This is a genomic window from Aquabacterium sp. A3, from assembly GCF_038069945.1.
In the GTDB taxonomy this organism is placed as follows: domain Bacteria; phylum Pseudomonadota; class Gammaproteobacteria; order Burkholderiales; family Burkholderiaceae_C; genus Aquabacterium.
This window is the reverse complement of sequence record NZ_JBBPEV010000001.1, coordinates 279,073-300,836: the sequence shown is the minus strand read 5'-3', so window position 1 is coordinate 300,836 and position 21,764 is coordinate 279,073. Positions and strand designations below refer to the sequence as shown.

The 21,764-nt window shown below is 63.0% G+C and carries 18 protein-coding genes; 7 read left to right on the top strand and 11 right to left on the bottom strand.

Annotated elements, in window-relative coordinates:
* Window positions 1–16: 16 nt before the first annotated feature.
* From WNB94_RS01280 to WNB94_RS01265, 4 genes are all read left to right on the top strand, one after another.
* Complete coding sequence (locus tag WNB94_RS01280) at window positions 17–976, top strand: inositol monophosphatase family protein (protein WP_341387858.1); 960 nt, start codon at window positions 17–19, stop codon at window positions 974–976.
* 192 nt (window positions 977–1,168) lie between these two features.
* Entirely contained in the window at window positions 1,169–2,218 is a 1,050-nt protein-coding gene (locus tag WNB94_RS01275) for a UDP-glucuronic acid decarboxylase family protein (protein ID WP_341387856.1), read from the top strand.
* A 20-nt stretch (window positions 2,219–2,238) separates the two neighbouring features.
* Window positions 2,239–3,132: an FkbM family methyltransferase gene (locus WNB94_RS01270; RefSeq protein WP_341387855.1), complete on the top strand. Its 894-nt coding sequence runs from the start codon at window positions 2,239–2,241 to the stop codon at window positions 3,130–3,132.
* The gene (locus WNB94_RS01265) at window positions 3,125–5,257 is read left to right on the top strand and encodes a family 43 glycosylhydrolase (RefSeq protein WP_341387854.1); all 2,133 of its coding nucleotides are present in this window, start codon (window positions 3,125–3,127) and stop codon (window positions 5,255–5,257) included. The genes WNB94_RS01270 and WNB94_RS01265 overlap by 8 nt, the downstream gene beginning before the upstream one ends.
* Before the next feature lie 7 nt (window positions 5,258–5,264).
* Here the strand turns inward: WNB94_RS01265 and WNB94_RS01260 are convergent, their stop codons facing one another.
* From WNB94_RS01260 to WNB94_RS01215, 10 genes are read right to left on the bottom strand one after another with little or no spacing between them, the layout of a single operon-like run.
* Window positions 5,265–6,509, bottom strand: coding sequence for a WcaI family glycosyltransferase (locus WNB94_RS01260; RefSeq protein ID WP_341387853.1), 1,245 nt, complete (start codon window positions 6,507–6,509; stop codon window positions 5,265–5,267).
* Between the two features lie 3 nt (window positions 6,510–6,512).
* Window positions 6,513–7,484, bottom strand: a complete 972-nt coding sequence (locus WNB94_RS01255) for an NAD-dependent epimerase/dehydratase family protein (protein ID WP_341387852.1) — start codon at window positions 7,482–7,484, stop codon at window positions 6,513–6,515.
* Entirely contained in the window at window positions 7,481–8,734 is a 1,254-nt protein-coding gene (locus tag WNB94_RS01250; protein ID WP_341387850.1) for a glycosyltransferase family 4 protein, read from the bottom strand. Before WNB94_RS01250 ends, WNB94_RS01255 begins: the two co-directional genes overlap by 4 nt.
* Entirely contained in the window at window positions 8,731–10,275 is a 1,545-nt protein-coding gene (locus WNB94_RS01245) for a lipopolysaccharide biosynthesis protein (protein ID WP_341387848.1), read from the bottom strand. The genes WNB94_RS01250 and WNB94_RS01245 overlap by 4 nt, the downstream gene beginning before the upstream one ends.
* Before the next feature lie 5 nt (window positions 10,276–10,280).
* On the bottom strand, window positions 10,281–11,390 hold the full coding sequence (locus WNB94_RS01240) for an FAD-dependent oxidoreductase (protein ID WP_341387846.1): 1,110 nt from the start codon (window positions 11,388–11,390) through the stop codon (window positions 10,281–10,283).
* Window positions 11,383–12,123: an SDR family NAD(P)-dependent oxidoreductase gene (locus WNB94_RS01235; RefSeq protein WP_341387845.1), complete on the bottom strand. Its 741-nt coding sequence runs from the start codon at window positions 12,121–12,123 to the stop codon at window positions 11,383–11,385. Before WNB94_RS01235 ends, WNB94_RS01240 begins: the two co-directional genes overlap by 8 nt.
* Window positions 12,107–13,519 (bottom strand): undecaprenyl-phosphate glucose phosphotransferase, encoded by a 1,413-nt coding sequence (locus tag WNB94_RS01230; protein WP_341387843.1) that lies wholly within the window; start codon window positions 13,517–13,519, stop codon window positions 12,107–12,109. The genes WNB94_RS01235 and WNB94_RS01230 overlap by 17 nt, the downstream gene beginning before the upstream one ends.
* A complete protein-coding gene (locus tag WNB94_RS01225; protein WP_341387842.1) occupies window positions 13,516–14,556 on the bottom strand; it encodes a class I SAM-dependent methyltransferase in 1,041 nt (346 codons plus the stop codon). Before WNB94_RS01225 ends, WNB94_RS01230 begins: the two co-directional genes overlap by 4 nt.
* Window positions 14,553–15,719, bottom strand: a complete 1,167-nt coding sequence (locus WNB94_RS01220; protein ID WP_341387840.1) for a glycosyltransferase family 9 protein — start codon at window positions 15,717–15,719, stop codon at window positions 14,553–14,555. Before WNB94_RS01220 ends, WNB94_RS01225 begins: the two co-directional genes overlap by 4 nt.
* A gap of 4 nt (window positions 15,720–15,723) precedes the next feature.
* Complete coding sequence (locus WNB94_RS01215) at window positions 15,724–16,830, bottom strand: acyltransferase family protein (RefSeq protein WP_341387839.1); 1,107 nt, start codon at window positions 16,828–16,830, stop codon at window positions 15,724–15,726.
* 342 nt (window positions 16,831–17,172) lie between these two features.
* On the opposite strand from WNB94_RS01215, the gene WNB94_RS01210 reads away from it, so the two are divergent.
* From WNB94_RS01210 to WNB94_RS01200, 3 genes are read left to right on the top strand one after another with little or no spacing between them, the layout of a single operon-like run.
* Window positions 17,173–18,672 (top strand): GumC family protein, encoded by a 1,500-nt coding sequence (locus tag WNB94_RS01210; RefSeq protein ID WP_341387837.1) that lies wholly within the window; start codon window positions 17,173–17,175, stop codon window positions 18,670–18,672.
* Between the two features lie 2 nt (window positions 18,673–18,674).
* Window positions 18,675–19,331: a P-loop NTPase family protein gene (locus WNB94_RS01205; RefSeq protein WP_341387835.1), complete on the top strand. Its 657-nt coding sequence runs from the start codon at window positions 18,675–18,677 to the stop codon at window positions 19,329–19,331.
* Window positions 19,332–19,340: 9 nt separating this feature from the next.
* On the top strand, window positions 19,341–20,750 hold the full coding sequence (locus WNB94_RS01200) for an O-antigen ligase family protein (protein WP_341387834.1): 1,410 nt from the start codon (window positions 19,341–19,343) through the stop codon (window positions 20,748–20,750).
* A gap of 4 nt (window positions 20,751–20,754) precedes the next feature.
* On the opposite strand, the gene WNB94_RS01195 is transcribed toward WNB94_RS01200, so the two are convergent.
* On the bottom strand, window positions 20,755–21,633 hold the full coding sequence (locus tag WNB94_RS01195; protein ID WP_341387832.1) for a polysaccharide biosynthesis/export family protein: 879 nt from the start codon (window positions 21,631–21,633) through the stop codon (window positions 20,755–20,757).
* Window positions 21,634–21,764 lie beyond the last annotated feature (131 nt).

The window sequence follows — 21,764 nt, the reverse complement described above, 5'->3', positions numbered from 1 at the left end:
GGTTCAAGGCCCGTCCATGTCTCAAACCCTGCATCCCATGCTCAACATCGCCATCAAGGCGGCCCGCGCCGCTGGGGCGATCATCAACCGGGCCTCGCTTGACGTCGAGCGCCTGACCGTGACGGCCAAGTCTCACAACGACTTCGTGACCGAGGTGGACCAGGCGGCAGAGGACACCATCATCGCCACCATCCTGGAAGCCTATCCGGGTCACGGCATCCTGGCTGAAGAGTCGGGTCGCAGCCATGGTGCCAAGAACAGCGAGTACGTCTGGATCATTGATCCGCTCGACGGCACCACCAATTTCATCCATGGGTTTCCGGTGTACGCCGTGTCGATTGCGCTGGCATTTCGCGGGCAATTGCAGCAGGCGGTGGTGTACGACCCCACACGCAATGACCTGTTTTATGCCTCCAAGGGCAAGGGCGCTTACCTCAACGATCGACGCATCCGCGTGTCAAAGCGCACGCGCATGCTTGAATGCCTGATTGGCACGGGCTTCCCATTCCGCAAGGGCGACAATTTTCAGCGTTACCTGAAGATGTTCGAGGAAGTGATGGTGCAGTGTGCTGGCGTGCGCCGCCCGGGCGCCGCCTCTTTGGACCTGTGCTACGTGGCGGCAGGCTATTACGATGGGTTTTTCGAGACGGGTCTGAGCCCGTGGGATGTCGCCGCGGGTGCGCTGATCATCACCGAGGCCGGTGGCCTGGTGGGCAACTTCACGGGTGAGCCTGACTTTTTGTATCAACGTGAAGTCGTGGCGGGCAACCCGCGCATTTACGGCCAACTGGTCAAGACGCTGGCGCCTTACACCCGTGTGATTGCCGATGAGCCGGCCGCCGATGCGGATCTGGCCGCTGGTGACGACGGTGCTTCTGCATCCTCGTCCTCATCGCGTCGTCGGCTCAGTGCCCGTCCCAGCGCAGGCACCGACAGCAACACGATGGATGAGCGCGGTCAAGACGCACCGTTCTGAACTCAAGGCACTGACTCCCCCTAATACTTGGGGTTGGTGTCCACCGTGTCCCCTCCTACAGTAGCTGCAAGACGCTTTACCTGACAGCAACATGCGGTGTCTGGTTCTGGTGCAGTGATTGGCGTGCCTGCGTGACTGGTTGCGGCTGCGTGCCGCCGCCCGGTGTGCGCGGGCTCTACGTGAGGGATGGACATGGCACCACGCAAAGCACCTTTGGCCGGGGTACCCCGGCGAACCCTCGTCACCGGAGGCGCAGGTTTCGTGGGGTCCCACCTGTGCGAGCGCTTGCTCGCCCGTGGTGAACAGGTGGTTTGTCTGGATGACTTTTCCAGCGGTTCGCGTGCCAATGTGGCTCACTTGCTGGCGCATCCAGCCTTTTCTTTGATTGAACACGATGTCATCCAGCCCATTGATCTGGATGTGACCCATGTGTTCAACCTGGCCTGCCCGGCCTCTCCACCGCAATACCAACTCGATCCGGTACGGACCTTCTACACCTCGGTGCTGGGGATGATGAACATCCTCAACCTGGCGCAACGGCATGGTTGCCGTGTGCTGCAGGCCTCGACCAGCGAGGTCTATGGTGACCCGCTGGTGCACCCCCAACCTGAGCGCTACTGGGGCCATGTCAACCCGATCGGCCTTCGATCTTGTTATGACGAGGGCAAGCGAGCAGCAGAGACCATGCTGTTCGACCACCACCGCCAGTATGCGGTGGACATCAAGGTGGCCCGAATCTTCAACACCTACGGCCCTCGCATGCATCCTCATGACGGCCGGGTGGTTTCCAACTTCATTCGCCAGGCCTTGTGCAACGAACCCATCACCATCTATGGTGAAGGGCGTCAAACCCGTTCGTTCTGTTATGTCGATGACCTGGTGGATGGACTCGTCCGGCTGATGGACTCGCCCGCAGGGATCACAGGGCCGATCAATCTCGGCAATCCCCAAGAGTTCACCATGCTGGAGCTGGCCACCGAGGTGATCTCCCAGACCGGAGCCTCCTCCCGCTTGGTCTTTGAGCCCTTGCCGTCGGATGACCCCAGACAGCGCCGCCCGGACATCGCCCTGGCCCAGTCCGAACTGGGGTGGCAGCCTCGTGTGCGGCTGGATGAGGGTGTGGCCAAGACCATCGCGCACTTTCGGCAAGTGCTCGGCGTGGACCAGGCTCGAGATGGTTCTGCCATCGCGCCCGTGCCCGAGGGACCTTGGTCTGCCGGGCTGGTCATGCAGGGGGTGTGATGGCGCTTCACATGCCGGGCATGGGCAATTCTGTTTGGCCAGATGTCTTGCTGCGGTGGCTGGGGCACCAGCGCTGGCTGCGCTATGGCGTTCGCCGTCGTGTGCTGACGTGGCTGGTGGACCCCGCCAAGGCGCCTGATCGCCCGTTCGAGGCGCAGTTTGCAGGCTTCGTCTACCCGGGCAACCTGCGACGCTGGATCGACTGGATGGTGTATTTCGAGGGTGGCTACGAACTCGACGAACTGGAGTTGATGCGCACGCTCATGCAGGGGCGGCCCGAGCCCATCGCGCTGGACATTGGGGCCAACGTGGGGCACCACACCTTGTACCTGGCTTCTTTTTGTCATCAGGTGCACGCCTTTGAGCCCTATGACGCGGTCGGGCGCTGCATCGACGAGAAGATCGCGCGCAACCAGCTTCAACACATCACCGTACACCGGGTGGGCCTGGGTGAGACCGATCAGGAGCTGGAGTATTTTGCGCCCCAGGGGCACAACATCGGCACCGGCAGCTTCGTGCCCGGGCACGAGGCATCCAACAATGTGTTGATGGGGCGTTTGCGACTGGTGCACGCAGATCCTTACCTGGATGCCCTGCATCTGCCGCGAATCGATCTCATCAAGATCGATGTCGAGGGGTTTGAAATGTCGGTCATTCGCGGATTGACCAATACCTTGCAGCGCCATCGTCCGGTGATCGTGATGGAGTTGGCCGATGCCACGCGCGCATCGTTCAAGACGGCCCGCGAGTTTCTGAGCCACTTTCCGACGGGCTACCGCGTTGACGAGGTGCGCTCGATGAGGCACCACTGGGGGGTGCTGGGCCGCCGGGGTTGTGTGCTGGTCAAGCCAGACTTCGGCGCCGCGGCGAAGCCCGGGCATTACATGAACCTGTTGCTTCGCCCCGATGCTTGAATTGACGCGTTGGGCCATCCTGGCCGTGCTGTGGGTCTTGGTGCCGTTGCGGGCGGATGCGCTGCCACTGAGCGACTTTGAGTCCACCCTGGATGGCTGGGTGGTGCTGGGTCAGCCAGGCAGCGTGACCCGCGTCAGCGGTAAAGGCCAGGCCAGGCGTGGTCAAGGCGCGTTGGCCTACCGCTATGAGGTTCGTGAAGGCGCCGTGCAGGTCCTCCTGAGCCCTCTTCAAGGGGCTTCATTGGTCGGTGCTCAGTCGCTGACACTGTCGGTCAAGGTGTCTGAGTTGACCACGGTGCTGCTGTCCCTGGAAGAGCAGGGCGGTGGTCGGTGGACTGTGCCTGCCGTGGTCGTGCCAGGCGCCTGGAATGACCTGAAGATTCCCTTGAGTGCCTTGGTGCTGGCGCGTGGGGCCGATGACCCGGTCGACCCCAATGGACGGCTGGACCTGGAGCGGGTGCGCCAGATCAGCGTGCTGGATGCGGCGGCAATGCTGGTGGCCCGCTCGGAGCGCATGGCCCGCATGTTCAGTGTGCCGCTGGGCGAGCGACAGATGTTGCTCGATGACATCGGCTTCAGCAAAGAGGCTGCCGGGGCGGCCACGCAGCCTGGTGCGGGCGATGCATCCAGCGTCAGGCGCATTGACCGCCTGGCGCAAGCTGGTTTTGGCGGCATGGCCTTGGGCATCAATGACCTCCGCAGGGCATCGACCTCGGGTGCTGATCAGGTGGTCATGACCTATCCCAAAGGTCCGGGGCTGGTGATGACCTGGATGCAGCCCGTGAGCCCTGGAACGTTTCGGTCGGGCGACACCGTGCGCCTGACACTGGGCGCCAGCATGGCCACCGAGTTGGTGTTCAAGGCTGAACAGGCCAACGGCGACAAATTTGAAACCCGCCTGAACGTCGCGGCCAGTGAATCGCCGCAAACGCTCAGCGTGACGCTGGCCGACCTGGAGCGCAGCGACGACAGCGGCTCTCGGCGATCCCAGGCGCGGCCTGAAGAGATCAACCAGATCGTGTTGATGGATGCGGGGGGATGGTTCGCCTCCAAGGGGGTCAACCGGCTGAGCTTGTGGGCCATGAGCGCGCAAGGCGGGGCTGCACCGGCTGCCAACACACAGGCCCGCAACGATGAGGGTTCGGCCACGGCGGTGCCGACCGCCCAGGTGCGAACCCCGGGGTGGTCGACATGGACCAAACGATCTCAGCCCATTCATTCCGGGCCTTACTCGCTGGTGGGTGACCCCAGTGTGATCAAGGACGGGCAACGCTACCGCATGTACTACACCTGCTTTGATCCGCGTCGCAAAGGCCCGGCCATCTGCCAGGCCACGTCGGAGCATGGCTATGACTGGACGGATGTGCAGGTCTCCAAACCCGTGCCCGGTTTGATGATCGAAGCGCGGCCAGGGCGTTGGGATGATGCGCATGAGACGCCCTACGCCATGAAGTACCGTGGCACCTACTTCTTGTACTTTGTGGGGTACCGCGACAAGGGAGGATTTGCCAAGTCGTTCCCCGCCTATCTGGGTTTGGCCACTTCCACGGACGGGGTTCACTTCACACGGGAGGATGAGCCCATTGTCAAAACCACGCCCCAGGGTTACGACAATGACGCAGTGTTCAGCCCCAGCATCGTGCCCTATCAGGGAGAGCTGGTGATGATTTACACAGGGCACTGCTGGACCAACTGCCCCAAGGGCAAGGGCGTGTTCTTGATGGCCGCCACGTCGAGCGATGGAAAAAACTGGGTCAAGCGGCCTGCTCCGATTCTGGACAAAAAGGCCTTGCCCGCCGAGGTCAAGGATGGTGCTGCTGAATCAGAGATCGTGCTGGGGCCCGATGGCATGTACTACCTGTTCATGAGCTGGCTGTACGGCAATGGAACCCACGACATCGGTGTGGCCCGGTCTGCCAGTCCGTTCGGCCCCTGGGTGGTCAATCCCCTGCCCATCGTGAAACGGCCTGCCGAGCAAAAAGGTTTTGATGACGTGGGGCCCATCGCGCCTTCCGTGCTGATCGAGGACGGCAAGGTCCGCATGTGGTTTCATGGGTTCAGCAAGCGCAAGTCCATTGAAATCGGCTACGCGCAAGCCCCATGGCCACTCAAACTGCCGCCGTGACGGGGCGTCAGTGGCCGGTGTGCTGTTTCAATGCATCTTCAAACTGCGACAGCACCGCGTCTTGCATCAGCGATTGCCGCACGTAGACTCTGGCGGCCTCGCCCATGGCCTGGGCTTCGGCTGGTGAGCTCAACATGCGGTGGATGCCGGCCATCAAAGCCTCAGCGTCTTCCGGTGGAACAATCAGCCCCCGGCCTTCAAGCACCGTGGCGATTTCGGTGTCGTGACGGGTGCAGGCCACCACCGGCTTTCCGCTGGCCATCATGCCCGCCAATTTGGAAGGCATGACCAGGTCTGCCGCGGCCAGGCGTTGTGGCAACAAGTGCACATCGGCTGATGCCAGCAGGGTCATCAGCATGTCGGCTGGCTGCAGCGGCAGAAAGTGCACACGGACCAGGCCGTGTGCGCGGCTTTGGAGCGCTTGCCTTGCCGGACCATCACCCACCAGCAAGAAGTGCACATGGGCGTGCGTCTGCATGAGTCGGGCCACGTCCACCACCACTTCCAGGCCTTGTTTGGCAGCCATGTTGCCGGCGTACATGACCAGTTGATCTCCGGCCTGCAACCCCAGCAGCTGTCGATAGTGATCCGTCGCGGGCGGCTGCGGGGCCGCTGGTGCCTGCGTCACAGGCGACGCTGACGTCACCCAGTTTGGAAACAGGAAGAGGCGTTCATCGTCGATGCCCTTGGCGCGCAATCGGTCCATCATGCGCGAAGAGATGGTGGACACCCGGTGGCATCGGCGCATCAACCAACGCTCCACGCCCAGGGCCAGGCGGCGCATCCACTGGCCCTGTAGAAGGCCCAGATCGAAGGCTGCGTCCACCTCCAGGTCTTGCACATGCAGCCACAAGGTGCTGCCAGACAGGCCCTTGAGCACCAACGCCGGCATCATCAGGAACAGGGGGGGCTCCACCACGACGACCACATCGGGGCGCCATGCGGCTTGCCTAATCAGCACGGGCAAGCTGCTGAGCGCGAACAATCCCATGGACACGAGCCTTCTGAGCCCTCCGGGCTGCCGAGGAATCCAGGTGGGGCAGCGCCAGATGTCGATGCCTTGCTGTTGGTCCTTGGCGTAGCGCCATGCACGATACCCCGGCCAAACCTGCCAGGCGGGGTAGTGCGGAGGCATGCAGACGACCCTGACTTCGTGTCCTCGGCCCTGCAGCCACACCGCCATTTCGGTGTTGTATTTGCCAATCGAGACAAGCTCTGGCGCGAAGTAGGCAGACAGCAGCAGGATGCGCATGGCTCAGCTCGACGCCTGCTTCATCCACGCCACGGTGATCGGCACGCCTTGTTCGGCGGTGTAGGGCAGATCCCCGCACACCGCGTGAAGGTTGTCGGTGTCGTGGAGCATTTCGGTCGTGAGGTTGTCCAGCCTGAAGCTGGTCAAGGGCACGTTCTTCCAGCCCAACGCAGACAGGCCATCGCCCACCTTGGCCAGCCCTTGCATGACGCCCATGGGCACATCGCGAATCGGTGGTGCAGCAAACTCGCGTCTGATCAGCTCACCCCACTGGCGAACCTCGATGGGCTCATGGTCGGCGAGATAGAACATCTTTTCGTGCACCGCGCTGGCGGGTGCCTGCATGAGCCGCGACAACTGGTGAATGCTGTTGCCGACAAAGCCAAACGACTTGAGGATGCGTTGGCCACGAGGGTGGATGTAGTGCCCCCGGCGAATGGCGTCAAAGAAGTTGCGGTACGGCACATGAAACCATGGGCCCCAGATGGAGGTGGGACGGACCATGAGCCACTCGTACGCGCCATGGCGGTGGCCTCTGACCAGCTTTTCTCCGATCACCTTGCTCTCGCCATACGGGGTGGTGGGCAGGTAGTCTGTGTCTGACCGGGGCTGGTAACCGATTCGGCAGACCAGCCGGGACGAGGCGAACACCACGCGCTGAAGCGCGTCGCTGGCGGGCAGCGCCGCCAGCAGGTGGCTCACACCATCGGTGTTGGCGCGGTAATCTGACACCGTGGCGCCGTGCATGTCCGTTCTGGCCGCCAGGTGATAAACCCATTCGGGTTGAAACCGCTCCACCGCATCGACCAGGGCAGGCTTGTCCAGAATGTCGACCTGCCGCCACGCCGGCCGGTGGTGTGCAAGTGCCGGTGCGCGAACATCGACATTGCACAGCTCGTGACCTTCCTGAAGCAGCTTCTCGATGAAGTTGGTGCCGATGAAGCCCGAGCCACCCGTGATCAGTATCCTGCTCATGTCGGAGCCATCCTCTCGTGTTGTCGATTGCCGAATGTGGACAGCACGCGCTCGTACAAGTTGGCCAGGTCACGCGCGTGCTGCTCTGGCGTGGGCGGGTGGCGCCAGAAGTCTTCCCGGGCTTGTGTGCCTAAGCGTTGGGCCAGCTCTGGCTCGTCTGTCAATCGGCGCAGTGCCTGTGCCAGCAGGTCAACTCGCCCTTGGGGAACCACCAGCCCATTGCGCTCGTGCTGGACAAAATCCACCGCGGCGCAGCCGTCATAGATCACCGATGGCAAGCCCAGTGCAGCGGCTTCAGCGCAGACCAGGCCCTGCGTTTCATCCCAGATGGAGGGCATGACCAATGCACGTGACGCGCTGATATGGGCGATCACCCCTTCGCGGTCCAGCGGGCCGGTGAACGTGCTGTGTGGGTGCCGTGCGCTGAGCGCAGGCAGGTCAGGGCCATCGCCAACGCAGGTGGCATGCACACCTGCCAGGTCGCAGGCTTGAAGGAATTGGGCTTGATTCTTGGGCGGGTACAGACGTCCTACCTGCACAAAGCCATGATTGGCCAGCACGGGCGCGGCAGGACGGTGCGGCACCTCGATCGGGTTGCGGATGTGGTGCAAGTGCATGCTTGCGGGCAAATGGGGTGCCAGCAACCGCTGGCTGTACCGAGACACCACGATGCCGTGCTGCACGCCTGACGGCAGCCGGCCCAGTTGTGACTGAACGCCATGGCGGACGACGCGATAGGCCTTGTGGATGCTTTTGCGGGCATCGCAGTGCGTGAACACGCAGCCCATCGACATGGGTTGCTTGCCGCATTTGTGCCCTGTCTGAAAATTGAACAAGGTGCCGTTGGGGCACATGGCAAAGTAGTCATGCAAGGTCAACACCAGGGGGAAGCCTGATCTCAGGGTTTGATGCACCACGCTGCTTGACAAGGATTTGGTCCAGCTGTGCAGGTGCACCACCGTGTCACGGGGATCGTGACGTGACAGCAGCTCGGCCAGCATCCTGGCGGCGTTCAGATTCCAGAAGCCCTGGAGGGCGGCCTGCACTCGGTTGGTGTTGCTCAGCAAGTCTCGTTGCCCTGCCGACACCAAGGTGGCCAGGCGCTTGGTGTGGTCGTCTGGCCGAAGGGCATCGCCCACAAACAGCGTGACCTGCATGCCCAGTTCGGCACAGGCTTGCGCCGAACTCAGGGCCACGACGTCGGCCCCGCCGTCCGGGTAGAGGTGGTCATTGAGTACGATGAGCTTCATGCGCCAACCTCGCGGGCCACCGGTGACCTGAGTCTCCGCCATACCGACAAGATGCATTGCCCGCCCGGGTGCAGCCACAGGATGCACACGGGCAGCGCCACGAGAAGCACGCCGCGCGACACCGCATGCCATTGTTGTTGCGCATGGCTCCAGTGGTGGGTGTCCAGTGTCGACCAGATGATCACCGCGACCGACGCCAACAAGGTGCCGATGGTCGCCAGTGGCGCCAGAGCCTCCCAGGACAAGCGCTCATGTCGGTGGGCCATGAGCAACATCCACGCACAGCCTGCCACCATGGACAAGGCCACCGCGGCGACGACCACTCCGGGGGCGGCTTGATGAGGCAAGGCCAGCACGATCAGCCCGGCGAGCACCACTTTGATCACATGACCACGGAACGCCCAGCCCATGCGTCCGATGGCCATGGCGTGGTTGAGGGCAGGGTCGATGAAACAATAAGCCAACCAAGGCGCGCATGCCAGGATCAAGATGAGGCTGAACTGCGGGTCGATGACTCCGACGATCAGCCAGGACATCAGATCGGCCGATGCCAGCACCGCTGTGTACATGGGGATGGCGATGGAGGTCACCAGCAGGAATGAGCTGGCGTAGATCGCTTGTGGATGCCCCTCGATGTGCAGTCGGGTGACGATGCGTGGCACCAGAACCCGCAGGGCCGAGGCCAGCAGCCCGCGCAGGCCTTTCCCGATCCGGAATGCGAGGTCGAAGTAAGACGCTGCGGCGAGAAAGCCGTGTCGAGTCAACAGCAGCTTGCAGCCACTTTCCAGCAATGCATACGCCAGCACCATGCCTTGCAGCGAGGTGCCATACCGGATCGCCTCTGTCAGTATGGATCGACGAAACCGCGGTCGCCACCAACGCACATCGGGCTGGGCCTTGTGAAGCAGGACCAGATTGACCAACAGCACGAATGCGTTCTGAATGGTGAACGACATGGCCGCACCCAGCAGGCCCCAGTGGGGCACCAGGAGCACTGTCAGGGTCAGGCCCATCAGGAATGCCACGGTGCCTGCGGTACATCTGGCCACGTACCATTGCAGGCCTTCCAGGGCGCCTCCCGCCGCATCAGCCAGCCGGTTCAGCCACAGACCGGCGCACATCCAGGGCAACAGGCTTTGCGCCAGGAGGGCGTGTTGGTGTTCGAGCCTGAGCCAGCCTGACCACACATCAAAGCTGATGTAGGCCAGCGTGAAGGCCAGGCCAACAACCATGGCCGTGCTGAGCAGCAGCGTTTCCATAGTGACCGCAGCGGACGACGGACCCGATGGTTGGTGTCGTGACAAGGCCACCAGCCTCACCAGCGCCTGGTTGAGTGCCAGATCGCTCATGCAGGCGATCATGCCCACGGCCATCAGCGACACCCACACGCCCACCACTTCTGCGCCCAGTGCCCGGATCAGGTAGGCATAGACGCCCAGCCCCACCGCCGTCTGCGCCGTGGTGTAGACCACCGCGGCCACGGCGTTGAAGAGCAGTTGCCTTTGAGGGGGGGCGCCGGCCGGCGCTTCCGTTGCACGCATGGGGGTCAATGGCGCATGGCGGCGTTCAAGGTGTTGGTCACGTCATCGGCCACCCACATGCAGTGGTCTATTTTTCCGGTGAAGACCGACAAAAAGGTGGGTTCGTGTTGTCTCAGGATGGATGGTCGGGCGTCTGTCTTGTCTTTGTGCGCCAGCACCACCCGAGGTCCTTCAAGGAAGCCGGTCAGCTTCGCGTCCATGACAGATGGCACGAACTCGGCGCAGGCCGCCTGCATCTTGCGAAACAGAGCCTGCTGATCCACCTGGGTCGACGGGCGCGTGGCGGGGTCTCGCCACGTGGATGGCATGAGGTGCGTCACTTCCGAGGCCACCACGGTGTGGCTCACGTGGTACATGAGGAACCGACCGCTTTTGCCAAAGGGCAACAAGGTCATGAACCGACCATCCATCACGGTGATGCCCAATGGCGGTTGATCCCATTCCAGGATGGGCACCATGGTGTACTCGTACTGATACTCGGGTACCGCGTGCCCCAGTTGCGATGTCAGGCGGTTCACATCGGCGTAGGTGCAGTTGACCACCGCGTCATGACGACCCAGGGGTCGCCCGCCTGCGTCCAGGCGGTATCCATGACCATCCCGCTGGATGCCTGTCACGTCGCAGTTGAACACCGGCTTGATGCCGCTGTCTTGAAGACGTTGCAGGATCAGGTGTCGAAGGATCGCGCAGTCGTACACCACCTCGTCGCACAGCAGGCCCAGGCTCACGCCCTGTAGTCGAGGCTCGAACGCGTCGAGCGACAGCAGCGTGTAAGGCAGCCCCACCCGCTGGCAAAAGGCGAGGTAGTCGCCCGGGGTGGTCATGGAGCCCTGTTCGGCAATGAAGTAGGCGTTCGGGAAGCGGTCAAGGATGCACTCGGGGAACGTCTGTTTGAAGTGCTCGAAGCCACGGATGCATTGCCGTGCCGTTTCATCGTCGCGGGGGTAATGAAAGCCCAGGTGCAGACGGTTCTGATTGTTGAACGAGCTGCCTTGCAAGGCGGTGGGAAGGCGCTCGAAAATGGTCACGTCCCAGCCGGCTTCTGCAAGCCTCAGCGCGGTCATGGCGCCAAAGATGCCGCAGCCGATGACCGCCGCACTGCGTTGTTCAGACATGCAGTCCTCCGTTGATTCTGATGACCTGGCCGTTGAGGTTGCGCCAATGCTTGCCACACATGTCCACCACCACGCCAGCGATTTCCTCTTTGGTGCTCAGGCGCCCGGTGGGCGATTGCGCCCGATGATGTGCCCGACGTTCAGTGCTCATGGCGTCGTGCATGGTGCTGTCTTCGATCAGCGCAGGGGCCAGGGCATTGAACCGGATGCCAGGGGCGAGCCAGGTGGCCATGGATTTGACAAAGGCAATCTGCGCGGCTTTTGATGCGGCATAGATGGGGTCGAAACTGCCCCGCTCGCCCGAGATGGACGACACCATGATCACGTGCGCCTGGGCAGCCAGGTGCGGCATGAGTCGCTGAATCAGCCGCGCCTGGCCCGTGAAATTGGTGCTCATCACCCGGTCCATGGTGTCGTCGCTGTAGTCTTTCAGCGATCGGCCCGGCAAGATGCCTGCGAGCATCACAACAACGTTCAGCGGCGCCAGTGGGGCCAGGTGATGCGACACGAATGCATCGATCGATGCGGCATCTGTCAGGTCGAGTGGCGCCATCGGACACAAGGGGGGCGGATCGTCTGTGGGCGCGCATGTTCTGGCCGTGCCCGTCACGACGTAGCCCGCCTCCATGAAGGCCTGAACCACCGACGGCCCAATCGACGCCGTGGCACCCACCACCAGCACGCGCGGGGCTGTGAGTGGGTGCTCATGTGGTGCGTCAGTAGGCGTTTTCATGCACAAAGCCTTTGAAGAAAGTCATCAACACGATGCGCAAGTCAAACCACAGCGACCAGTGCTCGATGTAGTACAGGTCGTGCTGTACGCGGCGCTCCATCTTGTCGGGTGTGTCCAGCTCACCTCGCAGTCCGTTGACCTGGGCCCAGCCAGTGATGCCCGGCTTGACCTTGTGGCGGAGCATGTACTTGTCGACACTGTCCTTGTAGGCGTCATTGATCTCGATCGGATGAGGGCGCGGCCCCACGATCGACATGTCGCCCCGAAGCACATTGAAGAACTGGGGCAGTTCATCCAGGCTGGTTCGACGCAGGAAGGCGCCGACGCGGGTCACCCTGGGGTCATGCCGTGTGGCCAGCTTGATGCCGTGTGAGGCGTCATGCAGGCGCATGGTTCGAAACTTCCAGACCTCGATGGCGCGGCCATTCCAGCCGTGACGCTTCTGCTTGAAGATCACCGGCCCAGGGGAAGACGCCTTGACCGCGGCGGCAATGATCAGCAACAAAGGGCTGATGAGGATCAGGATCAGTGCAGACAGCACACGGTCTTCGACCGCCTTCAGCCACCGATTGAGGCCCTGCATGGGCGTGGCCGTCAGGGTGTGAACAGGAATTCCCCCGATCTCGTCCAGCGCCTGGTTCATGAGGAAGAACTGAAAGACATCAGGCACCAGCTGGATGTCGACGGTGCTGTGACGGAGCTCATGCAGGATGTGGCGAATGCGTTCTTCGGCCCGAAAGGGCATGGCCAGCCAGACCTGATCCAGGTCGTGTTGCTGCGCCAGTCGCGCAATGTGGTCCACCGTGCCCAGAACAGGCGCATCCAGTGGCGCGGACAGCCGCTCCGGTCCGCGGTCATCGATGTAGCCAACCACGTCGATGCCCAGGCCCGGCTGCGCCTTGATCTGTGCGCTCACGCTGCGCCCCAGGTCGCTGGCGACGGCGATGGCAATGCGTTTGCGGTTGAATCCCCTGGCCCGCAGGCTGCGCAGCGCGCGTGCGCTGAGATCCCGAAACACCAGTTGACAGACGAATGAGGTGGCGGCGGTCAGCGGCATCCACCAGGGGTGAGGCAGGTTCGCGTCCAGTCCGGTCAGCCAGTTCACCACCAAATAAGCCATGAACAGCGCGCCCCATGACATCAGGAGCATTTCCAGTTCGCGCAGCAGTCGGCCGCCCCGTGTGGAGCTTCGGTACAGCCCCGAGAGGTCAAACAACACCACCCCGCCCAGAAGGGTGTACAGCATCAGCTCTCGGGTGGCGCCGTCCATCTCCCACTGGCCATCGAGCAGCCGGTGCACCACCAGGCCGCACAGCAAGGTCAGACCCAGGTCGGCCAGTCGTTTGATCATCAACACGGCATAGGGCCGTTCCCTGAGCAGGCCACGACGAATCATGCGCCTGCCCCCGGTTCGGCCTGGCGCCGCGCCACCACCACGAGGTTGTCGCCCAGGCAGGCGGCGCTGCGCGGGTGCGATCCGTCAGTGGTGGAGAAGTAGGGCGGGCGCTGGCGCAGTTCCTGTGCTGTGTGGCGAACAGCGTCGGGCAATGACAGGTTTTTGCCGTGGGGTCCGGCTTCGCTGGCAGATGGCTTGTGCGCCATGACGGCGCGCACGATCGCCATCAGCCCTGTGGACTGAAGCCCGCGGCGAGCGAATTTCTTGAGCGGAGAGTCCTGGGGCATCAATGGTGGCGGGTCATCGGTGTTGTTGCAGGTGTAGGCCTGTACCACTTCAAACCCATGGCGTGCCAGCAAAGTGCCCAGGTTGTGCCGGTTGAAGAGGAAGATGTGAAAGGGGTTGAAGCCCAGCCAGCGTTCGCCTTGGCGGTGTCGGTGAATCGAGTCGGCATTGGGCGTGCCCAGCAACAGCAGGCCACCGGGTGCCACCGCCCGGTGGCAGGCCCGAACAAACCCCTCCAGGTCGGTGACGTGCTCGATCACGTCGGTGCTCACCACCAGCGGATAGGGGCTGAACTGATCTGAAGTGACGTGTGCCTGCAGCGTGCCCGTGTACACCTGTTGACCCAGTTGATGCCTGGCGTGCTCGGCCGCGTCTTCAGACAGCTCGACACCCGCCACGGTCCACCCCAGCTCGGCCATGATGGCCAGCAAGTAGCCTTTGGCGCAACCTACTTCCAGCATCCGCTTGTCAGGCACCTGAGCCGAGACCGTGGCCACCGTTTGGTGCATCAATGTGGCCACCCGACTCAAGGCGTCGGTCGGGGGTTCGAGAAACACGTAGTAGTTGCCGTCATACAGGCGCACGATGCCGTCGTCGGTCAGCCGTGGCGAGTTGAAGATCAGCCCGCAACCCTGGCACTGGCGTATCTGAAACAAGCCTGGGTACGAGAAACGCTGGTAGTCGATGGCGTGCAGCAACTGGCTTTCGCTGCCGCCACAGACCGTGCAGGGAACATTGACCTCGTGCTTCATGGCAAGGCCTGCCGCCGGGCAGGGGGCTGATCTTGATGTTGGGTGGCGTGTTGCAGGATGCGTGCCGCGTGCTGGCTGACCTCTTGCACCCCGATCAGGGTCAGGCAGCGGCGCTCGTGTTCTTCACAGCGCACCAACATGCAGCCCTCGCACGGAACGGATGAACGCATGACGGTGTGGCCGCTGCCCAAGGGGTGCCACTTGCCTGGCAGGTCTCGGGCCGAGAAGATGGCCACACAGGGCACGTCGGCCGACGCCGCCAGGTGCATCACGCCGGTGTCATTGCCGACGTACAGGATGCAGTGCTGCAAAACCGCCGCCGACTGACGAACACTGAGGCGGTTGGCCGCCAGCGTGCCCCGCCCCCATTGGTTCAGCAGGTGTTGGGCGTCGTCCACGTCCTCTGCGCCCCCCATCACCACAGGCCACATGTCGAATTCCTGCATGAGGTGTTGCCCAACCTCGGCGAATCGCTCCAGCGGCCATCGCTTGGATGGCAGGTTGGTGCCCGGCGCCAGCGCAACCCATGGGCGGTCGCTCGGGGCGCCTTGGGCATGCATCCATTCGAGGGCCTGTTGAAGCTCCAGCGTCGACAAAGCGAGATCCCGGCGTGCCTGCGTCAACGCAGGGGGGCGCACCTCGGATCCGCTCAGGCGGTCCAGCATCCATTGCGCTTCGCGGGGATGCATGGGCAGAGGGGGCGTGGCTGGCTGCCGCGACAGGTTCACCGCCTCCAGTTCACGCGCGCCGATGACATGGGTGATGCCCGCAGCGCGGAAGAAGCGCAGGTCACGCTGGATCTGGGCCCGATCACGCACAGAGGGGGCCAGGTACACGACGGTGTCGAACCGCTGCTGGCGCAACCACCACCACAGGCGCAGCGCCTCGCGCGCTTTCTCCCAGGCCGAGAGGTTGCGACCATAGGCGTGGTAGTCGCCGTTGAACAGCTTGTAGGCGTCAAAGAGCGGACTGCCCTGGAGTATGTCTTCGCCCACGGGGATGCCCGGCCTGGCGCTGGTCTTGGTCAGCAAGGTGATGTGGGCCTGCGGATGATGCGTGCGCACCGCCCACATGGCGGGCAGGGCGATCAAGGTGTCCCCCAGGCTGCCGACGTGGAACACCAGGATCTTGGGCTGTGCGTCAGACGAGTACTTCAAGGCCATGCTGTCAGGTGGCTTGTTTGACGCTCGGAACCCTTCGGGTCTGTTCAAGTCGTCTGAACCATTGGATGGTGGGGCGTTCGATGAGGCGGTACGCCATCACACCCACGGCCAGCGAGATGCCCGCCGTCACCACCAGAAACAGCAGGTGCGCGGGCCATCCCTCGATGCCGACGCGCTGCCAGATCTTGCCGATCAAGGCCATGGTCAGCAAATGCGTGAGGTAGATGGAATAGGCCGCGTCACCGAGGCTGATGGCCCAGCGGGCGATCACCTTGCCTTGCCCCAGTTCAAGCACCACAAATCCATAGGTGATCAGCGCCGCTGGCAGACCCAGGGCAGGGATGCGCCAGGGATCGCTGATCCAGTGAACCCCGTGGGTGCTGTAGAACCAGACCTGGGCGATCAACAACCACGCCACGCCCAGCGCGATGGCCGATGCCCCATGCTTGTGATAGCCCCGTCCGATCACCAGTGCCAGCGCCATCCCCAGCAAAAACTCCAGGTTGATGGGGTTGAACAGCACCTTCTCGAAGCCGCCTTGTTCAGGCCGTGGGATCTGGCTGCCCATGGCGATCAGCACCAGACTGACCATCAGCCAGCACAGCATGGCTTTGGGCAATGCCCGCTGCGGCAGCATCAGCATCAAGCCAAACACGATGTAGAAGTAGGCTTCGTGGTGCAGGGTCCAGGCCACCGGGATCAGTGGCAGGTTGACGTCCGGCAGCATCAACAGTGAGCGCAGCAAGTTCACCTGACCGCCCTCACTGGCGTTCACCATGCCAGGCATCATGAGGTAGACCGGCACCACCGCCAGCGTGTAGAGCAGGTAGATGGGATAGACCCGTGTCACCCGTGCGTAGGCATAACGACGCAAGTAGTCGCGGTCGTTGAAGTGGCCAAAGGCCAGCAAGGTCAGCACCAGGCCGCTGATCACCAAAAACAGATCAACGCCGACCATGAAGGTGTGCGCCCAGTTGTCCAGCAATCGCGGGCCCAGTGTGTATTTGCGCTCGGTTTCGTACAGGTGCACAAACAGCACACACAGCAAGGCCAAGCCCCGCAACGACTGAATGCCCGACAGGCGCGACGTGAACTTGGCAATGTGTTCCATGCGCAGACGAGGGCCCAGGGTTTGAGGGGAATCAAGGTCGACACGGCAAGGCCGACCGAGCGCAACTTGATCATAGCGACGCACTTCAAAGTGTTGTAGTGCTGTAGCAGCGTCAAATTAGGGGGGTGCCTGTTGGCGCCGACTCAAGCAATATCCACGGGCGAGCCCAATAACAGCGCCAGTGCGTGCAGGAGGCGGTCGTTGTCAGTTCCAGGTTCCAGTTATCCGCCACCGGCGCTCATTGATCCCCCTGCCTCTTCGGGTGCGTCGTCATCGCCTTTGAGTCAGCAAAAAAGCACCTTTGGCGGCTCCTTGCTGGGTGGTGCAGGGCTGGATTGGGTCATGGTGATCCTGGTCAGGCGCTGGCGGTGGGTTCTGGCCTCGGGTCTGCTCGCCGGTGTGGGCGTGCTGGCGGCGTTGCCCTTCCTGACACCTCAGTATGAAATCCACGCCAGCCTGCTGTACAAGCTGGGGCGCGAGCAGACACCACCACAGATCTCCGGGGTGCCGCAGACACAGGCCGCGTTCAAGCGCCCGGAAGACGTGGCCTCCGAGATCGAGATCCTCAAGCGCCAGTCCTTGGTCGAAGAGCTGGTGCGGTCCTTTGGCGTGGATTTCTTTCTGGCCCAGCCCGAGCCCCAGACCTTCTTTCAGTACGTCAAGGCCATGGCCCGATCGGCGGTGCGCATGTTGCAGGATGCTTTTCGCGAGGTGCTGATCCTGATTGGCCTTGAAAAGCGCCTGACGCCGTTCGAGCGCGTGGTGTCCACCATGCAGCTGTCGATCGAGGCCGATGCCGTCAAACGCGCGGATGTCATCGAGGTGACGATGAAGTTCCCCGACCGGCAGGCGGGCGTGCAGGTCATGAGCAAACTGATCGACCTGTACGTGCAGGCTCACATCGAGGCCTTCAAGACGCCGGGCGCCACTCAGTTTCTCACCCAGCGTCTGACGGAGCTTGACAAGACGATTTCTCAACTGGAGGCGCGGCGTCGTTCCTTCAGCCATGAAGAGTCGGTGTGGGATCTGGAAGAGCAACGACGCAACCTGTTGAGCCGCCACCGTGAAGTGCACACGGCCATCGCCCGCACCCGCGAAGAACTGGCCCGAGTCTCGGCAGAGCTGGGGCAGGCGCGCAGCGTGCTGCAGGCGCTTCCGGCAGAGCGTTTGTCGAGCCGGGTGCAGCAGCCCAATCCGCTGGCACTTGAGGTGGAGCAGCGCCTGGCCGAGCGGCGTGTGCAGTTGGTGCGCGCGCTGTCAGCCTATGGTGACCAGAGCCAGCGGGTTCTGGACCTGAAGGAAGAAATTCAGGAGCTTGAGGCCTTGCTGGCCAGCCACCGCAAGCCGGTGACGAGCTCCGAAACCTACGAGCTGGCGGGAACCTATCGCGATGTTGAGCGTGCCTCCATCGAGAAGGCCAATCAGTTGGCGGGGCTCAAAAGTGCCGAAGAACGGCAGCGGCAGGTGCTGGCCCACATCGAGTCTGAACTGTCTCGCCTGGAGGAAGGTGGTGAAGAGGCCCGCCGTGTGCAGCGCGAAATTGCCCAGGCCGAACAAAGCTATCAGCTTTACGCGCGACGGCTGGAAGAGGCGCGCATTTCTGAAGCGCTGGACGAAGCACGCATTTCCAACGTCTCGCCGCTGGGCCCACCAACGGCCAGCATTCGGCCGGTGTCTCCCAAGGGCAAGTTCCTGTTCTTGATTGCCGTGGGGGTGGGTTTGCTGGGGGCGGTGGGTGTCTTTCTCTTGCGTGACGCCTTGCGCCCGGTGGTGCACTCCAAGGACACGGCCATTGACATCCTGGGCGCACCGGTGCTGGCGCGTCTGCAGGAGGTTCGCTGACCATGGACCGCGAAATCGTCCTCATGTCGTCGGCCTTGGCCGAAGAGTTTGTTCGGCTGCGCGGCACGCTGTTGGCCATGGAGCCGATGCCCCGCAGCGTGGCCGTCATTGGCGTTTCGGGTGGGGAAGGCGCGTCGGTGGTGGCGGCGCGGTTGGCGTTCTCGCTGGCAGCTGCCAGGTCACTGGGCAAGGTCTTGCTGGCCGAAGGCAATGTGCGTCAGCCCTCACTGGCCAAAACTCTCGGCCTGGCCGACCATCCGGGCCTGCTGAACTGGGATGGCAGCGGCCCGCTGCCGACACAAGAGCTCACGCGTCCGCAGTCACTGACCGTGATGGTGGCGGGTTGCCGTGCCGAGACCGCACCGCTGACGGCCCTGGACGAGCACCTCCACACCGCAGCCCAACGAGCGCGGCAGGACCACGACATGGTGGTTTGGGATGCGCCAGCCATGACCCAATGGTCTGATGCCGTGCCACTGGCGGCGGCGTGTGACGGCGTCGTGGTGGTCATCGAGATGGACGAAACCAGGGTGGATGCCCTGCGGTTTCTCAGAGACACACTGGCGCGACACCGAATTCCCATCCTTGGTTCGGTGCTGAACCGCTCCGGGCGGTATTGGCCTTTGCGACGCGCTCATCCCGCGGCGAGCAAGGATTGAGGCACGGGCATGGGCGGTGGCTCGGCGGTGCTGCGCTCCGTGCTCGTGGGAGGGCTGATCTTTGGTCTGTCTGCTGCCTCGGTGTTGCTGGGCGGAGGCAAGCCCCTGGTGCTGGCGGCGCTGGGCCTGTTGGTGGTGTGCTGGGTCATGGAGGCGCCGATCGTCGGTGTCTGGTTCACCGTCATCACCCAGGTCATCTGGCTGATCGGCAATTACGCACCCGGCGGCGTGAGTTTGCTCAGCCCGTCCAAGCTCGCATCGCTGTTGACCCTGATGGGGTGGGCCTTGTGGGCCATGCGTCATCGCGTTGCAGTGACCTACGCCCCGCACATGGTGCCTCTGGGCGGCTTCTGTCTGCTGGTGTTGCTGGGGCCGGTGCTCACCCCGGCTTTTGAAGATTCCATCGTCGGCGTGGGCAAGTACGCCATGATGGCCTTGCCCTATTTCCTGGTGGCCAATCTGGCCGTCACCCCGCGCTGGGTGCTGTGGTCGGCCATGGCGATCAGCGCCACCGCCACGCTGTCGGCCGTCCTGGCGATCACCGAGTTTTTGCTGCCCGGCATCGAGCTTCAGTTTGAGGGCGTCAGTTTCGGTGCGCACACCGATGCGCTGTCCATCGACGGGGCCACGATCAAACGCGTGACCGGCGGCATTGGCGACGCCAACTGGTTTTCATACACCATGGCCACCGCCTTGCCGTTGTGCGTGTTCTGGTTTCGTCTGTATCCCACGTTCTGGCCGCGCCTGATCAGTCTGGGCATGGCCGGCCTCCAACTGCTGGGCCTGGTGCTGTCATACACCCGAACCCCCTTGGTGGGGCTGGTGGGCGCCGTGGCATTTCTGGTCTGGAAGCGCCGCATCCCGTTGATGCCCTTGGTGGTGGCGGCCACCTTGGGGGCCATGACCTCCCCCTTGTGGCTGCCGGACGGGTTCCTTGACCGGTTCTTTTCGGTGAAGTACATCAAGGAGGGCAGCACGCCAATGCGCCGCGAGATCTACGAGATGGCGGTGGTGTTGATCAAGGAGCGCCCCGTGCTGGGGCATGGTTATCAGCAGTACGGCCCCCAGTTCATCCAGCACTCGCGCACGGAGATGGGGCTGGAGTGGGAGCGACGCGACATCACCGGCGAAGAGCCCGCACACCTGCTGCGAGCCCACAACCTGTACCTGGACATCTGGGTGATGCATGGCCTGGTGGGGTTGCTGTTGATCCTGGCGTTTTACATGGCCCTCATGAGGGAAATGGCCCAGGTGTCGGCGCACGGACGCCCGTGGGAGCAAGACCTGGCGGTCTGCATCATGGCCAGCCTGGTGGCGTTCTTTCTGTGCGGACTGGGCGGGCACTCCCAAGAACTGAAGATCTTCTGGGTGCTGGCCGGGTTGGCCGCCGGTCTCAGGCGGGTGGCCTGCCAGCCTTGAGCCATCAGGGGTTGGTTGGGGGCGTGGAGGTCACGCTGCCAGAAGTCCGTGTCTTGACGGTGTTGGTGTAGTACACCATGCTGAAGCCCAGGTTGCGCCACAGGGGGATGATGTTGTTCACGTAGCGGCTGAAGAAATCAGCCACCGTGGCGATGCGCGTGGGTGCCACATAGACGACGTCCATGGGCTCCAGCACCACATCCTGCTGGGCGTGCAATGGGTTCTCTGCTGACGTGGCACGAGACGCGTCGATCATGGCGCCCGCGTCCAGGGTGATGAACTCAGGTCCTTGTGGGCCTTTGTAGCGAAGAATCACCACCTGACCGGTCTGGGCATCCGGGGTGAAGAAACCGGCTCGGGCGATGGCTTGCAGCGCGGTGAGGTCCCCGTTCATGGTTTGTTCGCCAGGAGAGCGAACTTCTCCTGCCACAAACACCCTGGAGGGCGAAAACGTTCGAACAATGACGGACACCGTGGGGCGCCGAAGCTCCTGCGCGTACAGCGTTCGAAGCGACTGCTCCAGTTCGGGCACGCTCAGACCGGCCGCTTGCACCTCGCCCACGAGTTGCAGAGAAATCTTGCCATCTGGTCGAACCACCACCGATTCGTTCAACTCCGGAGTTCTGAAAAACTTCACGTCGAACGTGTCTGCCACTTGCAGCAGGTAGTTTCGCTGTGGCGCCGTGGGTTGCGGCGCCGCGGCCCCGTGGGTTGGAGGCGTCAGAGAGGGCGGTGGCGGATGGGGGGTGCCGCAAGCCGTCAAGCCCACCAGCACAGGCAGTGACACCCACAGCATGGCAGCGAGCGACCGTGGTCCCAACGCCTGACCATGGGGCGTGTGTGGCGTGGTGGGCGAGGGCGTGGAGGGCTCGGATTCGCGCATGAGGGATGATGGTGACGACGGGCATCCCGATGCAACAAGTTTCACGTCGGGCTCTGTTTGACTATAGGGCGCCATGACCCCAGGCTGTCAAGCCGTCGGGGGCTTCAATCTGGGGGGGTGTTGATCTCCGC

Excerpts from the sequence above, each read along its gene's own strand:
- WNB94_RS01280 (WP_341387858.1), top strand. The coding sequence starts at position 17 with ATGTCTCAAACCCTGCATCCCATGCTCAACATCGCCATCAAGGCGGCC.
- WNB94_RS01275 (WP_341387856.1), top strand. The coding sequence starts at position 1,169 with ATGGCACCACGCAAAGCACCTTTGGCCGGGGTACCCCGGCGAACCCTC.
- WNB94_RS01270 (WP_341387855.1), top strand. The coding sequence starts at position 2,239 with ATGGGCAATTCTGTTTGGCCAGATGTCTTGCTGCGGTGGCTGGGGCAC.
- WNB94_RS01265 (WP_341387854.1), top strand. The coding sequence starts at position 3,125 with ATGCTTGAATTGACGCGTTGGGCCATCCTGGCCGTGCTGTGGGTCTTG.
- WNB94_RS01260 (WP_341387853.1), bottom strand. The coding sequence starts at position 6,509 with ATGCGCATCCTGCTGCTGTCTGCCTACTTCGCGCCAGAGCTTGTCTCG.
- WNB94_RS01255 (WP_341387852.1), bottom strand. The coding sequence starts at position 7,484 with ATGAGCAGGATACTGATCACGGGTGGCTCGGGCTTCATCGGCACCAAC.
- WNB94_RS01250 (WP_341387850.1), bottom strand. The coding sequence starts at position 8,734 with ATGAAGCTCATCGTACTCAATGACCACCTCTACCCGGACGGCGGGGCC.
- WNB94_RS01245 (WP_341387848.1), bottom strand. The coding sequence starts at position 10,275 with ATGCGTGCAACGGAAGCGCCGGCCGGCGCCCCCCCTCAAAGGCAACTG.
- WNB94_RS01240 (WP_341387846.1), bottom strand. The coding sequence starts at position 11,390 with ATGTCTGAACAACGCAGTGCGGCGGTCATCGGCTGCGGCATCTTTGGC.
- WNB94_RS01235 (WP_341387845.1), bottom strand. The coding sequence starts at position 12,123 with ATGAAAACGCCTACTGACGCACCACATGAGCACCCACTCACAGCCCCG.
- WNB94_RS01230 (WP_341387843.1), bottom strand. The coding sequence starts at position 13,519 with ATGATTCGTCGTGGCCTGCTCAGGGAACGGCCCTATGCCGTGTTGATG.
- WNB94_RS01225 (WP_341387842.1), bottom strand. The coding sequence starts at position 14,556 with ATGAAGCACGAGGTCAATGTTCCCTGCACGGTCTGTGGCGGCAGCGAA.
- WNB94_RS01220 (WP_341387840.1), bottom strand. The coding sequence starts at position 15,719 with ATGGCCTTGAAGTACTCGTCTGACGCACAGCCCAAGATCCTGGTGTTC.
- WNB94_RS01215 (WP_341387839.1), bottom strand. The coding sequence starts at position 16,830 with ATGGAACACATTGCCAAGTTCACGTCGCGCCTGTCGGGCATTCAGTCG.
- WNB94_RS01210 (WP_341387837.1), top strand. The coding sequence starts at position 17,173 with ATGGTGATCCTGGTCAGGCGCTGGCGGTGGGTTCTGGCCTCGGGTCTG.
- WNB94_RS01205 (WP_341387835.1), top strand. The coding sequence starts at position 18,675 with ATGGACCGCGAAATCGTCCTCATGTCGTCGGCCTTGGCCGAAGAGTTT.
- WNB94_RS01200 (WP_341387834.1), top strand. The coding sequence starts at position 19,341 with ATGGGCGGTGGCTCGGCGGTGCTGCGCTCCGTGCTCGTGGGAGGGCTG.
- WNB94_RS01195 (WP_341387832.1), bottom strand. The coding sequence starts at position 21,633 with ATGCGCGAATCCGAGCCCTCCACGCCCTCGCCCACCACGCCACACACG.